The organism is Xenorhabdus sp. SGI246 (assembly GCF_040838225.1).
Lineage (GTDB): Bacteria > Pseudomonadota > Gammaproteobacteria > Enterobacterales > Enterobacteriaceae > Xenorhabdus > Xenorhabdus indica.
On record NZ_JBFPEZ010000049.1, the window covers coordinates 73,413 to 89,189 of the forward strand.

Below are 15,777 nucleotides of genomic sequence, written 5' to 3' on the forward strand. Positions count from 1 at the left end.
AATGGAAAGTTATGCTACTTTTTGTAAGCCTCAACTGACTCGTGCATTGATTTCACTTCGTTTAGATAAAATTTATCACCGAGCAGCGGGTAATTTTCTCTATTACAACGATGAAAATAATAAAGAAATTCCTGTATTGGATCTGTTGGGAGGATATGGTGCGACATTATTAGGCCATAACTCTCCTTTTATAAGAGAAAGAATAAAACGTTATCTTGACGAAGAAATCCCCGTTCATAACCAATTTTCCATCAAAAAACCCGCAGCATTATTGGCTGAACGCCTTAATGAGTTACTGAAAGAAGAAACCGGCACTCATAGTAACTTTTTATTCTGCTTTGCCAGTACAGGAGCAGAATCGATAGAAATTGCACTGAAAAGTGCAGAATTTACACGTAACGCTCAACTGGAGGAATTAGGGCAAGAAATCGTGACGGCTATTGCCAAAATCAGCGATGATAAAGAGATTGCACTGACAGAGGAACAACGCCAGCACTTGCAATTGGGGGAAAATGCATCAATTGAAGAGATAAAATTAGCATTGGCGGCATTTACCCAGAATCGATTGGATAAAAAACCAATATTCTTAGCGCTTGAGAATTCTTTCCATGGAAAGACAATGATAACGGCCAATTGTACATATGGTGCTATGTATCGCCATTATCTGAGAAGAATGAAAATAGACACACAGTTCCTTTCTCCTGGAGAATTGCATGAATTTGCAAGCATGGGGAAGAAAGCTCATGATATTTTTAATAGTTGGTTATGGTCACCGCAAGAAGATAATAACCAAATTATTTTAACAAAGAAACCATTCAGAGTTGTTACTGCATTTTTGGTAGAACCTGTACAGGGAGAGGGAGGCATTTACCCGCTTAGTGCAGAACAAATTGGAGAAATTAACCGGTTAAAGCAGATATTAGGTTGCCCAGTTATTGCCGATGAAGTCCAATCAGGGTCAGGAAGATGTGGATTTCTGGTAGCATCCAGTGATACAGGCCTTGATGCCGACTATTACGTTCTTTCCAAGGCCTTGGGCGCCGGATATGTCAAGATTGGAGTGGTTGCTATCCGTCAGGAAAGCTTTACCCCAGGATTTGATGTCATCCAAAGTTCCACCTTTGGTGAAGATGATTTTTCTTGTCAGATAGCACATGATTTCGTCAATTTTCTGCATGCTGATCAACGCTATTTATTGAAACAAGTGACTCAATTAGGAGAAGAATTCAGGACACGGCTGAGTATACTGAAAGAACAATATCCTGATGTTATTCGAGATGTTCGTGGCAAGGGATTACTCTGGGGAATAGAGTTTCATGATGTCATTAATTCTGACTCCTATATTTTGCAAAATATTGCCGTACAAAGCAGTTTAGGCTATGTAATTAGTGGGCATTTATTGTGCGGTAGCCATATTCGTGTCGCACCTTCTGGAAGTGCAGCAAATGTGATTCGTGTAGAGCCATCTGTATTTCTGGAAGTTGAACAAATTATTCGGTTTGTTGAGGCCCTTTCCAAAGTTTGCCTGGCTATTCATCATGCTGACGCAGGGTTTATCGTTGCCCCTTTGCTTGGGAAAAAAGATCTTACCCTTTCTACAGATTACCGACGTATGGAAAGCCCACAGTATGATGGCAGAGAAGCTGACTATAAGGTGGCTTTTATTAACCATCTGATTTCTGCAAGCGGGATTAGGGAGGTGGACCCATCATTCAGTATATTTAGTGACGAAGAACTGGAACTGTTTGTTGAAAATTCCACCTTTAATCTCGCGACCAAACCTTTCAAAGCAGCACGTATTCGCTCTGGTAATGGTAAATCAGTGGAATTCACCCTATATCCGCTAACAGTGACTTCAAAAATGATCAAAAAAGCACTGGAAAAAAATGATCTAGGACGGTTGCGACATGAAATTGATGTCCGGATCACCCAAGCAGCCTCTGATGGTAATACGGCCGTTGGATTGGGAATGTTTACTTCTATCATCACCAATAATGGCAAATCCTTAAAAAACACGCCAATCAGCGTGACAACAGGCAATGCCTTGACTATAAGCATCGGAATTGAAGCACTGCAAAAAAGTATTGCAGATCGGGACATGGTTAACATGCGGATTGCGATTGTGGGAGGAGCCGGGAATATCGGAAGTGTTTATGCAGAGATATTAGGCCCCCAATTTCAGGAAATGGTATTGATAGGTAGCAATAACCATGGTTCGCTGAAAAAGCTGGATATGGTGAAATACCATATTTATAAAAATATCTATGAACAGTTCATTGTTAACAGAATGCCAGTAACTGAGGGATTAGCAAAAAGAATAGTAGAGAGCCTTTCCACTATGCCTGTTGATGACCTCATTGATAAAGAAAATGTGGGAATGGAGATAGATCGCTATTTGAGCCAGAATTACCCAGCTCAGACATTTATCTACACCTCCCAAAATATTTCTGATATTGAAAACTGTGATGTGATTGTATGTGCTTCGAATGCTTCAGAGGCATTTTTGTCGGTTGAAAAAATCAAAGAAAGGGCAATCGTCTGTGATATTTCAGTGCCACATAACCTTTCTGACGAAGATATTCTTAGACGGACAGATATCAAAGTATTGCGGGGTGGAATTGTTCAGACACCCAATAATGATAGCTTAGATCCCCGCGTGCGTGCCTATTTAAAAGAAGGGCAGATTTATGCCTGCATGGCAGAAACGGTTTTGTTGGGGCTGGAAGAATACAAAGGGAATTTTTCATACGGGAATATCTCTGTTACTCAGGTGATCGATATTATGACAATCGCCAAAAAACATAATTTTACCTTATCTGATATCAAGGAGAATTCAAGTTTATGAGTCATCATGGAGAGTTAAAATCAGACACTATCATAAAAAGTGCGATTGTGACGGGAGGCAGCAAAGGCATTGGTAAAGCTATAGTTTTAAGCTTACTGGATAAGGGATATCGGGTTGCTTTTTGTTATCGACATGAAACTCCCCAATTAACCAATTTTATTGCCGAAATGAAGCAAAATCATCCAGATATCTTGCCAATCAAAGCTGATTTAGCCAAAGCAGGAGATGTAAATGCTTTTATTGATAGAGTAATTAACGTGTTTGGTCGTATCGATCTTCTGGTCAACAATGTGGGGATAACCAGAGATGGTCTGTTGGCTACAATGGAAACTAAGGATATTGAATTATTATTAAATAACAATTTGTTGAGCTATATTTTGTGTAGTCGTGAAGTACTGAAAGTAATGATACCACAACGTAGCGGTCATATTATCAATATTTCTTCAATTTCAGCCACAAGACCGAATAAAGGCCAATCAATTTATGCGGCAACTAAAGGTGGAATAGAGTCATTGACACGAGCACTTGCAGTTGAGGTGGCTCCTAAAAATATTCGGGTTAATGCTATTGCACCTGGTATTATCCAAACAGAGATGACAGAAACTTTATTAAGGACACATAAGGAATTAATCAATAATAAAGTATTACTTAAGCGAGTTGGGCAAGTTAATGAAATTACCAGTGCAATACATTTTCTGATAGAAAATAATTATATAACTGGTGAAGTAATTAATATTAATGGCGGCATTGCACTAAGTTAAGTAAGGAAGAACAATGTTAACATTTATTGTTACCGGTGCAGCAAGCGGTATTGGATTTGCTGTTTGCCAACAGCTTGTTGTAGCTGGATATTATGTTATTGCAATTGATATTAACCTGGATGGGTTAAATGAATTAGTAAGTAAATCACCAGAATATATTCATCCCCTCCAAATCGATTTAGTTGAAGAGGAAGCACTAACCAGAGAATTAGTACCTTTGGTTAAAGGACGTGAAATAAAAGGCATTGTTGTTAGTCATGGTAAAGCGGATAATAATTATATTGATCAAAATGATATATGGGATTCGGTACTGGTAACCAATTTGCATTCAACCCAACGTCTATTATCACAAGTTGTGCCTGATATCGTTTCTGGTGGGCGAATTGTCATCATTTCATCTATTCTTGGCAAGGTAGGGGCAACACGTAATACTGCCTATTGTGCATCAAAACATGCTTTACTTGGTTTAACCAAATCATTAGCTCTGGATCTTGCGGAGAGACAAATAACCGTAAATGCCGTATTGCCTGCTTGGGTTAATACGCCGATGCTGGTGAAAGGCCTGGAACCACAGGCCCAATTACTAGGATGTTCAACATCGGTCTTATTAAAAAGGGCAGCCAAAAAAATTCCATTGCGACGTTTAATCACTCCACAGGATGTTGCCAATACGGTCATGTTTTTCATTTCTCCTAATGCTGCCATGATTACTGCCCAAGGGATAACAATTGATGGTGGTGAGGGGGGAGGAATGTAACATATTCACTCACCATCCAAATGTTAATATTTCTTTTATTTCTTAAAGACATAATAAGAAAAGTTAGTTGGTATATCTCCAGTTAATGGTATCCCTTTTTATGCTGTTCCTAAAATAAGTAATGAAGAGAGAAAAATAATGCTAGAATCGATAGTTATTTAGAAGTTATTTACATTTTTTATAACTTACTTATCCCATATTGACAATCGAATTATTATAAACGCCAGTCTTTTACATACTGGCGTAATTCCCCTTTTAATGTATTGCAATACTTTTAATAGTTACTATAATTAAAATCCTTAACTACTTAATGATTTCAATGGTTATAAAATGAATAAAATTTCGGTATTACTCGTTGGTGGTTACGGCGTCGTTGGTCAACAAGTCGCAAAAATCCTCAATAAATATCAACCTGATTTAGAATTAATAATTTCTGGTAGAAATATTGATAAAGCCCAAAAGTTTTCTGAAAATCTAATTAACTCAAAGAGCCTATTTTTTGATATTGAAAAACCTTCTTTACCGAATGAACTAAAAATTGATATTGTGTTAGCACTTGTTAATGATCCAGATGATAAATTATTACATTTTGCACATCAAAATAATATCGCTTATGTGGATATAACTCGTTGGACGGAACGTTTACAGGTTGCGTTAAGTAAAGCAATAGTTATGCAAAACCAAAAGCCTAGCCATATGATTTTTTCATCATCATGGATGGCTGGAATTGTAGCAACATTCATCAAAGATATCAGCCAGTCATTTAAAAGTATTGATAGTATTGATATGAGTGTCCTATATTCTTTAAATGACAAAGCTGGTCCAAACTCAATTGATTATATGGACAGGCTGACAGTTCCTTTTACAGTAAAAAATAATGGGAAATACCAAAAAGTTCGTCCTTTTTCTGATGAGCGAGTAGTTTTATTTAGTGATGGTAGCCATCATAAAGTTTTTCGTATTGATATGCCTGATCAATTTATATTACCTTTAATTACAAATGCACAAACTATCGCTACCAGAATTGGTTTTGATAATCCTAAAAGTAATCAATTGTTATCTTTCTTGGTTAAAAAAGGGATTTGGAAACTACTATCAGGTAGAAGAGCGACTGGCCTTCGTAGAAAAATTTTATATAATCCAGGACAGGGATATAAACACCAAATCCGCACTGATATACAAGGAATTGATAAAAATGGATATAGTAAATCCATATATTTTCAACTTATTGATTCAGAGGGACAGACACATTTAACAGCAACAGGAGCTGCTGCTTTAGTGATGCAATTAGCGGAACATATAAAGAATAATGCTCCGACAATCTTCAGTACCGGTGAAGTATTTTTAGATGTTGAAAAATTGAGAACGCTGTTATCTGCTGAACATATTCAATTCAGCGTTCATAATAAAACGGAGTAAAAACGTCATGTCATATTTTTCGATAGCTGACAAAGACATATGATAGTGACGCTTACATAGGTTGTATCGAACAATAAACTGTAGTATCAGCGATCATTCCTTACTTCAAAAATTGCTGAAAGTTCAATTTGATGGAAAATACATTTGTCAGAATTAAGCATTTTGTGTAATTGCAATAAAATGCGATTGCACAAAATGCGCCCACCACTCCATGTAGTTACCAATTATATTAAGTGAGTAATGAACATAAAACGTCAACAAGCTCTAATATCCACTACTGGATTGCTGTCGCCATAAATGTGCAGCAACAAGTGCTTTCCAGGGTGAAAAATCTGCCAGCCATTTTTCAGCCTGTTCAGCATTGACTTTACTTTCCTGTTTCAGTAAATGCTGAAGGTTGCGCCTTACTGCCACATCTCCATGCAGAGAACCATTTAAATAATTAAAGCCCCTTAACAAGGTATAGTTCACTGTCCAGATGCCTATGCCTTTAATAGCCAAAAGTTTTTCTATGAGTGATTTAACCTCACCCTCAGTATTTTCAATGGACAAATTCAACTCACCCAAGTCAATCATCCGGCAGACATTCAACAGAGCTTTAGCCTTACTCATAGAAAAACCACACTGACATAGATCCTGCTCTGTGCACTGTATGACTTCCTGATAAGTCGGATGACACATCAACCCTGAAGTATGTTTAACACCGATAGCCTGAATAAATCGCCTGCGAATGGAGATCGCAGCACTGACACTGATTTGCTGCCCTATAATCGCCCAGCTCAGTGCTTCAAAAGGTGTTGCCGACTGGTAAATTCGCAGACCTGCTTGTCGGGAAATTAATCCTCCAATGACAGGGTCTTTTTGGTATTGGGATTCAAATACCTCTACGGGTTGCAATAACCCAAGCATATGTGAGGCCAGAAGAGATAAAGAATTTTTTGAATGAAGTGTATTGTCACCGTCAATATCAAGCCGCACTTTTGCCCGTTTTTCCTCCATTGATACAATCAGTAATGCAGGAATTCCGTGCCAAATGATGCCCTTTTTAACCTGACTCTGCTGTACAATTTCAGAAACACCTTTCTCATCCCGATGATGAAAAGCCAAAAAATCTCGTATGTGATAATTATCTGGTAATATAATTTCCATGAAATAGCTTGGTTTCATTACAGAAAACTCCATTATATTATCACGTTGATATGTTAGCTCACACATTGCTATATTTTAGACCTTATAAATATGTATGTGTTACGGTTTTGTGTTACGAAATACCATTTTTTAACGCAAAAGATACTGTATAAAAATACAAGAACCGGATAAATATAACCAATACGGAATTTATTTAACCAACTGATTTTAATATGTTATTTCCATAAGAGATTAAAATGGCACTACTCATTACCAAACGCTGCATCAATTGCGACATGTGTGAACCTGAATGTCCAAATCAGGCTATCACTATGGGAGCTGAGATTTATGAGATTGATCCAAAACGCTGTACCGAATGCGTAGGACATTACGAAAAGCCAACCTGCCAATCTGTTTGTCCGATAACAAATACCATTATTATCGATAAAAGTCATAAAGAAACAGAAGAACAACTGTGGGACAAATTTGTACTCTTACATCATGCAGATAAAATCTGATAACAATTTTTATCGTTCACAAAGAAACCTATAAAATAGGTCATTATTTTTTTACTGAATAGTATAAATAATGTTGAATAATCTTAATGACCTTATAACTTCTTAAATGTCATCAATAGTGACTGCTTCACGTCCTATCGGACGGGATTTCTCTCTTCATATCCCCCGCCCACGCTAGACGAGGGTTTACAACATTTTTCGCTAGCTTTCCAATATCACTGTCGCACAAGCATAACGCCGTTCATCTGCCAATGTAACATGCATAGATTTTACATTCAGTTTATCAGCCAGAACTTCCGCTTCACCACGAAGTTTTAATAGTGGTTTTCCTAAAACGTCATTAACCACTTCAAACTGGTTAAAAGCCAGACCATTGCGGATACCTGTTCCAAGCGCTTTAGCTGCGGCTTCTTTGACAGCAAAACGTTTTGCCAAAAAACGAACCGGCTGATTATGCTGCTGATATTGTTGCCACTCGTTTTCACTTAAGACTCGTTTTGCCAGGCGTTCACCAGAACGCCCAACAATTTCCTCAATTCGGGAAATTTCAACAATATCTGTACCTAATCCGACAATAGCCATTAACGACGAGATTCACGCAACAATGTTTTCATATCAGCAACCGCAGCAGATAAGCCGCTGAATACAGCACGACCAATGATGGCATGACCAATATTCAGTTCATGGATCTCCGGTAATGCCGCGATGCGTTGTGTATTGTGGTACGTTAATCCATGGCCTGCATTAACTTTAATACCCTTACTTGTCGCATAACTCGCTGCTTCTTTAATGCGCTGGAACTCTTTCTCCTGCTGCTCAGTATTTTCTGCATCCGCGTATGCCCCTGTATGGATCTCAATGAACGGAGCTCCAACTTCTACGGCAGCATCAATTTGTTGGTGATCCGCATCAATGAACAGAGACACAAGAATACCTGCTTCTGATAAACGCTTAACAGCAGCAGCAATATGTGCTTTCTGCCCAAATACATCCAGCCCACCTTCTGTTGTGATTTCCTCACGCTTTTCAGGGACTAAACAACAAAAAGCAGGTTTGATTTGGCAGGCTATTTCTACCATCTCATCTGTCACCGCCATTTCGAGGTTCATGCGTGTTTGAATAGTTTTTGCTAATAACTGAACATCTCGGCCTGTAATGTGGCGGCGATCTTCACGTAAGTGAACTGTTATCCCATCTGCGCCTGCTTGTTCAGCAACAAATGCAGCTTGCACAGGATCAGGATATTGCGTTCCACGCGCGTTACGCACTGTTGCAATATGGTCAATGTTGATGCCTAACAATACCTCAGCCATTCTTAGCTCCTGCAATAATATTAGATAAAATGAAATTTACATTTCCCATTATTTAGAATGATCCCATATTAATTTTTCTGATTAAAACTATCTGTCTTTTTGCGCGCGAATTGGCGAAATAATTCACGGCTTTTTAATGGCTTTCCACCCAGGTAAGGCTTTAATGCAATACGAGTAAAACGTTTGGCCGCTTTCAGAGTAGTTGGATCAGGAAATTCACGTGCTGCCAGCGCTTTTAGTTCATTGCCAGTAAAGCTGTATTGGTCAACAACCAGACTGGCAATAAACCCTTTTTCTTCACGATAACGGTAAGTCATTGTATCTGTAACAGGCTCACCACTACCGGCACAATGAAGGTAGTCTACACCGTATCCCATATGAGTTAGCACAGATAATTCAAAGCGACGTAAAGCATATTCGGGGGTGTGTTCACTTGCAGCAAGGATTTGTAAACACTGGAGATAATCGAAAAAAATAGCCGGATATGCAGTGCCTTGCTCAAGAACTCTTGATAAGAGTTCATTCACATACAAACCACTGTACAACACGCTACCTGTTAAAGGCAGGGCCAGAGAGATAGGTTCAGCTTCCCTCAAGGTTTTGATTTCACCCCGCCCACTCCAGCGGATCAGCAACGGGGTGAAAGGTTGAAGACAACCTTTAAGGTTAGAACGGCGACTACGTGCACCTTTTGCTAAAACACGTACCCGCCCTTCATTTTCAGTAAAAAAATCCAGCAATAAACTGGTTTCACTGTAAGGGCGCCCATGAAGTACAAAGGCTCTCTGCCAGCCGTCCACAAATTAACCTTATAGATCGTCAATATAACCAAGGCTGCGTAGAGCTCGCTCATCATCAGCCCAACCAGCTTTCACTTTAACCCAGAGTTCCAGATGAACTTTAACTTCGAACAGTTTTTCCATGTCCTGACGAGCTTCTGTTCCAATGGTTTTGATTTTGCTGCCTTTGTTACCAATAACCATTTTCTTCTGGCCTTCACGCTCTACCAGAATCAGACCATGAATAGTATAACCACCACGTTCATTAACAGCGAATTGTTCAATTTCAACTGTTACCGAATAAGGCAGTTCATCGCCCAGAAAACGCATCAGTTTTTCACGGATAATTTCAGATGCCATGAAACGCTGTGAACGATCAGTAATGTAATCTTCCGGGAAATGATGCTCTGCTTCTGGAATATGCTCACGCACTACTTTGGCAATCGTATCAATGTTCATGTTTTTTTCTGCACTGATCGGTACAACATCAATGAAATTCATCTTTTTGCTGAGAAAACCAATATGTGGCAGAAGAATGGTTTTATCGGTGACATTGTCGACTTTATTGATAGCCAACATGACCGGACAACGCAAGTTACGCAGCTTATTTACAACCATTTCGTCATCTGGTGTCCAGTGAGTACCTTCCACAACAAAAATGACCAGTTCCACATCGCCGATTGAACTACTCGCAGCACGATTCATCAGGCGGTTAATCGCTCGCTTTTCTTCAATATGGAGACCCGGTGTATCTACATAAATCGTCTGATAAGCACCTTCCGTATGGATGCCCATGATACGATGTCGTGTCGTTTGGGGTTTACGGGAAGTGATTGATACTTTTTGGCCCAGTAACTGATTCAATAAAGTCGATTTACCGACGTTGGGCCGTCCGACTATTGCAACGAATCCACAATAGTTTTTTTCTTTGCTCATTCAAGCTCCAGTTGTTTTAATGCTTGTTCTGCAGCCGCCTGCTCTGCCTTGCGACGGCTGGAACCGACTCCTCTGACAGGTTGTTCAAATCCACTGACCTGACAGTGAATTGTAAATTCCTGATCGTGTGCTTCCCCACGAACCTGAACAACCAGATATGATGGCAACGGCAGATGGCGCCCTTGCAGATATTCTTGTAAACGTGTTTTGGGATCTTTTTGTTTATCGCCCGGACTAATTTCATTCAGGCGAGCTTCATACCAATTTAAAACAATCTTTTCGACTGTCTGAATATTGCTATCCAAAAAAATGGCCCCAATTAAGGCTTCGATACTATCAGCTAAAATGGATTCACGACGGTGGCCACCACTTTTTAGTTCACCCGGCCCCAAACGTAAACATTCTCCCAATTCAAATTCTCTGGCAAGCTCTGCTAACGTATTGCCCCGCACCAATGTGGCACGCATACGGCTCATATCCCCTTCATCAACACGGGGAAAACGGAGATAAAGCGCATTAGCAATGACAAAACTCAGAATTGAGTCACCAAGAAATTCCAGACGTTCATTGTGCTTACTGCTGGCGCTGCGGTGAGTTAACGCCTGAAGCAATAAATCATTCTGTGTAAAGGTATATCCCAGCTTGTGCTGTAACCTGTTCATTATTATGGGGTTCATGTGCTACCAATTCAGTTAGAATCCGTCAAATAAAAGCACACGCAACAGACCTGTGAGGCTATTTGATTACAGTCAGATGGCCCTACAAAACTGTTGCGTTTGCACTGGTTCCCTAAAATATTCATCATCTTAGAAAACCAGTCATCTCGTTTGAGAGAATATTCTACACTGGGCGATAAATTAATGCTTCGCTAATATATCAATATTAGTGAATTCCACCAATTCGGCTCAGACGTACGCCTGTCGGCCACTCACCTTCCTGTTTTTCAAAGCTGATCCAGATAGCCGTTGCACGTCCTACCAGATTTTTCTCCGGTACAAATCCCCAAACGCGGCTATCAGAGCTATTGTCACGATTATCACCCATCATGAAATATTCACCTTCAGGCACAACCCAGGTTCCTAACGGTAAACCAAGCTGAGTGAACTCTGGTATATTCAAGCGTGGAAGTGTCAGGATATGGTGGGAAACTTTGTCCAAAATTTCTACTCGCTCCCCTTGACGAATACTATATGGCCCTAATGCATCCATAAGAGGAACTTGATGCACTTCTCTGGCGATCGTTCCGTCTTTTTTAACTTGATCTGTGATAGTCCACTCACTTGGGTACATAGTTTTATAAGTGATAGGAAAAATGCCTTTGCAGACTGGATTTCGACCACAACCCGGATAAACATGAAGTTCTTTGTTCAGGTAATCGTAAACAATTTTGTCTCCGGGTAAACCAATTACCCGTTTTACAAAATCTACACTGGGGTTAAGTGGGTATTTAAAAACTGCAACATCCCCACGTTCAGGCTCACCAGTTTTAATCAGAGTTGTCTGTGTGATCGGGTCTTTCAAACCATAAGCAAACTTTTCCACTAAAATGAAATCCCCGGTCAATAAGGTAGGCATCATTGAACCAGAAGGGATCTGGAAAGGTTCATACACAAAAGAACGCAAGATCCAAACAATGGCTAACACCGGAAAAACAGACGCAAATGTCTCAACCCATGTAGGCTTATTTATTTCTTTAATCGCAGCTTCCTGAGATTCCTTACCTGCTGCCTGTTCCTGAACCTGAGCAAGTTTTCTCTTGCGCTCAGGGGTAAACTTGAAACGATCTATACACCAGATAATACCAGTGATTAACGTTGCTAACGTTAAGATCAAGGCAAAAGTGTTAGCCATTTAGACTCCTTACGACCTTGTTAATTAATCTTTTCCAACATGCAGAATCGCTAAGAAGGCTTCTTGCGGCAGCTCAACGTTACCGACCTGCTTCATGCGTTTTTTACCTTCTTTCTGTTTCTGCAATAACTTTTTCTTACGGCTAACGTCACCGCCATAACATTTCGCCAATACGTTTTTACGCAACTGTTTAACAGTAGAACGTGCGATGATATGCGTCCCAATAGCCGCCTGAATCGCAATATCAAACTGTTGGCGTGGGATCAGCTCTTTCATTTTTTCCACCAGCTCACGACCACGGTATTGCGAGTTATCACGATGGGTGATCAATGCCAGTGCATCAACTCGTTCGCCGTTAATCAAAACATCCACACGTACCATGTCCGAATGCTGGAAGCGGACAAAGTTATAGTCCAGCGATGCATAACCGCGAGACGTAGATTTCAGACGGTCAAAGAAATCCAGCACGACTTCTGCCATTGGTATTTGGTATGTCAGCGCAACCTGATTACCGTGATACACCATATTAGTCTGAACACCACGTTTCTCTACACAAAGTGTAATGACATTACCGAGATATTCCTGCGGCAACAGCATGTGACATTCTGCAATAGGTTCACGCAGCTCTTTAATATTGTTTAATGGCGGTAACTTGGATGGACTATCCACATAAATGATGTCACCCGTGGTTGTCTCAACTTCATAAACAACAGTTGGTGCTGTGGTGATCAAGTCAAGGTTATATTCACGCTCCAGACGCTCCTGAATGATCTCCATATGCAGTAAGCCCAGGAAACCACAACGGAAACCAAAACCCAATGCTGTGGAACTTTCTGGCTCATAGAACAGGGAGGCATCGTTCAGACTCAATTTCCCCAAAGCATCACGGAATGCTTCATAGTCATCAGAGCTGACGGGAAATAAACCTGCATAAACCTGAGGTTTCACTTTTTTGAAGCCCGGCAGAGGCTTATCTGCTGGCTGACGTGCTGTTGTCAAAGTATCACCGACTGGCGCACCGAGGATATCTTTAATCGCACACACCAACCAACCTACTTCACCACAGTGCAGTACCTCACGATCAACACGTTTCGGTGTAAAGATCCCCAAACGGTCAGCGTTATACACCTGACCAGTACTCATTACCTTAATTTTGTCGCCTTTACGCAACGTACCGTTCTTAATACGAACAAGTGAAACAACGCCGAGGTAATTATCAAACCATGAATCGATAATCAAAGCCTGTAGTGGCGCTTCAGGATCGCCTTCGGGTGGTGGGATCTCTTTAACCAGACGTTCAATAACATCCTGTACACCCAGTCCGGTTTTTGCAGAACAACGAACAGCATCTGTTGCATCAATACCAACGATGTCTTCAATTTCTTCTGCAACACGTTCTGGCTCTGCGGCGGGCAGGTCAATTTTATTCAGAACCGGGACAACTTCCAGATCCATTTCAATGGCCGTATAGCAGTTAGCCAGTGTTTGAGCTTCAACCCCTTGCCCTGCATCAACAACTAACAATGCGCCTTCACAGGCAGCCAGAGAGCGGGAAACTTCGTAAGAAAAATCAACATGCCCCGGCGTGTCGATAAAGTTTAATTGATAAACATTTCCGTCAGTTGCCTTGTAATCAAGGGTGACGCTTTGTGCCTTGATAGTGATACCACGCTCACGTTCAAGATCCATTGAATCCAATACTTGTGCTGCCATTTCTCGGTCTGACAGCCCCCCACAGATTTGAATAATCCGGTCAGATAGCGTGGACTTCCCGTGGTCGATGTGGGCGATAATGGAGAAATTTCTTATTTGCTTCATTATTAAATCTTTTTTGCCTTAATATTTCTGGATCATTCGCCTATGGACACACAGATGGACATAAAGCGACATTTATAGGTTCGGCCACTGGCCTGAGGAGCCGTATTCTACATGCCAAACCTGTGAAAACCTAGTCATGCCTGTGGTTTTCAATCTAACCCATTCAGTATGACCAGAAAGTAAAAACATTCCTGAAAAAAATCGTGAAAATAAGTATGGTAAAACAGATTATTCCTGATGCAGAACCTCAATCGTATCGGGAGGTAAACCAATTTGTAATACAACTGGTTGGTATGCTTGTTGACTATCCCAGTATGCGGCGATCTTACGGGCAAGAGCAAAACCGGCAATACCACCGATGATTCCCCCCATACATATCCATAACTGGTTAGTAGTCCAATATTGGCAGAACAGACCACCTAAAAACAGACCTAATAACGGGGTCAGATAAACCAGCATGGCCGAACGTAACAAGCTACTTTCAGGAATGCCGACTTCTACTTTTTGCCCCGGTTGAAGCGGTTGCGCAATTTCCAGTTCCAATTGATGGATATTCTCTGGCCCTAATTTTTCTAACAAGTAAGAGCCACAAGCCGTTTTAGCCCGACAACTACCACAACCTGAAGATGAGCCATAACGTAATAATGCTCGCCCCTGTTGCCAACGAACAACAGTTGCCCATTCTTTAACCATCAGTTATTCCCCACAAACGTAACGCTGGCGGCAATCTGTTTAATTGTTGCAAGGGGTAATTCGCCGATCACAGCGATGTTGTTTTTCCCTTTGGATACAGTATAAATTGTTCGCCTGCCCTGTCGATATAGCGGTTCATCGGCTACCTTTGCACTCGTATTTACTACATTTACAGAAAAATTAAACAACCCATCACTATACATAATGGATTCCAATAACTCTGCCTTTGATAACCAATTCCTGTTACGGGAAACTTCCTCAAAGCCTTCAGGTAATTTGCCAACCTTCCAATCAAACTTCACTGTCCCTCCTGATTCTGGAGTGACTAACATCGGCGGTAATTTCAAATCAACAATGGCTCTCAATTCCTGCTTTATCCCGTCATTCACTCTTGACGATACAACCCGGAATTGTTCAACAACCATCATTTCTTCCTGATCAAATAGTTCAATAAACAAAGGAAGATAGCTTTCCTTATCTATCAATAAATTATAATTATAACGGTCGTTATCTTTGGATGTTATACGTACAAAGTGTACAGGGTGGTCACCAACGTGAGTAGAGCCCGCATCAATGAAATTATAAAATTTCTGTAATCGAGAAAAATCAGCAAAGATAATCGGTGGAAGATAATCCACAATATGGTTGCCACGTAAACTGAATGAATCCAGGCCCGATTCGTAATAACTGATCTGATTACCGCGCTGAACAATTTCACGACGAGTACTGTCCATCTGAATAATTTGCGCTATGGGTTGATTGTCAATGATGGCATGACGATACCGCAGCGGTATCAAAAATTGCTGGCTCAAATTAATAAAAGCCAGTTCATAAGCGAAAGTTTGTACAGAGTACCGCATATCCTGTAACAAAGCCCCGGCACTGCTTTGTTGGGCCGAGGCTTTCGAGGGACTTAACAAGCTCCCAAATAATAAAATGAAAAAACCGATATATTTCAT

Annotated in this window: 15 protein-coding genes; 5 read left to right on the forward strand and 10 right to left on the reverse strand. The window is 40.5% G+C overall.

The genetic code is table 11. The features are described from left to right. The first annotated feature begins 1 nt into the window (after position 1). The 4 genes from ABLA85_RS12620 to ABLA85_RS12635 all read left to right on the forward strand — a co-directional run bounded on the left by ABLA85_RS12620 (position 2) and on the right by ABLA85_RS12635 (position 5,782). The gene (locus ABLA85_RS12620; RefSeq protein ID WP_367964609.1) at positions 2-2,845 is read left to right on the forward strand and encodes an aminotransferase class III-fold pyridoxal phosphate-dependent enzyme; all 2,844 of its coding nucleotides are present in this window, start codon (positions 2-4) and stop codon (positions 2,843-2,845) included. After that, complete coding sequence (locus ABLA85_RS12625) at positions 2,842-3,606, forward strand: SDR family NAD(P)-dependent oxidoreductase (protein ID WP_367964611.1); 765 nt, start codon at positions 2,842-2,844, stop codon at positions 3,604-3,606. The genes ABLA85_RS12620 and ABLA85_RS12625 overlap by 4 nt, the downstream gene beginning before the upstream one ends. A gap of 13 nt (positions 3,607-3,619) precedes the next feature. Further along, the gene (locus ABLA85_RS12630) at positions 3,620-4,363 is read left to right on the forward strand and encodes an SDR family NAD(P)-dependent oxidoreductase (RefSeq protein ID WP_367964613.1); all 744 of its coding nucleotides are present in this window, start codon (positions 3,620-3,622) and stop codon (positions 4,361-4,363) included. Positions 4,364-4,693: 330 nt separating this feature from the next. Further along, positions 4,694-5,782 carry a saccharopine dehydrogenase gene (locus ABLA85_RS12635; protein ID WP_367964615.1) on the forward strand — a complete coding sequence of 363 codons (1,089 nt, stop codon included), beginning with the start codon at positions 4,694-4,696 and terminating at the stop codon, positions 5,780-5,782. Between the two features lie 264 nt (positions 5,783-6,046). Here ABLA85_RS12635 and ABLA85_RS12640 read toward each other — a convergent pair whose 3' ends face one another. Next, the gene (locus ABLA85_RS12640) at positions 6,047-6,949 is read right to left on the reverse strand and encodes a DNA-3-methyladenine glycosylase 2 (protein ID WP_367964617.1); all 903 of its coding nucleotides are present in this window, start codon (positions 6,947-6,949) and stop codon (positions 6,047-6,049) included. Between the two features lie 218 nt (positions 6,950-7,167). On the opposite strand from ABLA85_RS12640, the gene ABLA85_RS12645 reads away from it, so the two are divergent. Next, positions 7,168-7,428: a YfhL family 4Fe-4S dicluster ferredoxin gene (locus ABLA85_RS12645; protein ID WP_367964619.1), complete on the forward strand. Its 261-nt coding sequence runs from the start codon at positions 7,168-7,170 to the stop codon at positions 7,426-7,428. Positions 7,429-7,629: 201 nt separating this feature from the next. Here ABLA85_RS12645 and acpS read toward each other — a convergent pair whose 3' ends face one another. The 9 genes from acpS to rseB form a co-directional block, all read right to left on the reverse strand. Beyond that, entirely contained in the window at positions 7,630-8,010 is a 381-nt protein-coding gene (gene acpS, locus ABLA85_RS12650) for a holo-ACP synthase (protein WP_367964621.1), read from the reverse strand. Next, entirely contained in the window at positions 8,010-8,741 is a 732-nt protein-coding gene (gene pdxJ, locus ABLA85_RS12655; protein WP_367964623.1) for a pyridoxine 5'-phosphate synthase, read from the reverse strand. The genes acpS and pdxJ overlap by 1 nt, the downstream gene beginning before the upstream one ends. A 68-nt stretch (positions 8,742-8,809) precedes the next feature. After that, on the reverse strand, positions 8,810-9,541 hold the full coding sequence (gene recO, locus ABLA85_RS12660; RefSeq protein WP_367964625.1) for a DNA repair protein RecO: 732 nt from the start codon (positions 9,539-9,541) through the stop codon (positions 8,810-8,812). A gap of 9 nt (positions 9,542-9,550) precedes the next feature. Next, positions 9,551-10,456, reverse strand: a complete 906-nt coding sequence (era, locus tag ABLA85_RS12665) for a GTPase Era (RefSeq protein WP_047684027.1) — start codon at positions 10,454-10,456, stop codon at positions 9,551-9,553. Further along, positions 10,453-11,133, reverse strand: coding sequence for a ribonuclease III (gene rnc / locus ABLA85_RS12670; RefSeq protein ID WP_047684030.1), 681 nt, complete (start codon positions 11,131-11,133; stop codon positions 10,453-10,455). Before rnc ends, era begins: the two co-directional genes overlap by 4 nt. A 205-nt stretch (positions 11,134-11,338) precedes the next feature. Then, positions 11,339-12,307, reverse strand: coding sequence for a signal peptidase I (gene lepB, locus ABLA85_RS12675; protein WP_367964627.1), 969 nt, complete (start codon positions 12,305-12,307; stop codon positions 11,339-11,341). Between the two features lie 24 nt (positions 12,308-12,331). Continuing rightward, positions 12,332-14,125 carry a translation elongation factor 4 gene (gene lepA / locus ABLA85_RS12680; protein ID WP_340621056.1) on the reverse strand — a complete coding sequence of 598 codons (1,794 nt, stop codon included), beginning with the start codon at positions 14,123-14,125 and terminating at the stop codon, positions 12,332-12,334. 228 nt (positions 14,126-14,353) lie between these two features. Next, on the reverse strand, positions 14,354-14,818 hold the full coding sequence (rseC, locus tag ABLA85_RS12685) for a SoxR-reducing system protein RseC (protein WP_367964629.1): 465 nt from the start codon (positions 14,816-14,818) through the stop codon (positions 14,354-14,356). Next, positions 14,818-15,777, reverse strand: coding sequence for a sigma-E factor regulatory protein RseB (gene rseB / locus ABLA85_RS12690; RefSeq protein ID WP_367964631.1), 960 nt, complete (start codon positions 15,775-15,777; stop codon positions 14,818-14,820). Before rseB ends, rseC begins: the two co-directional genes overlap by 1 nt.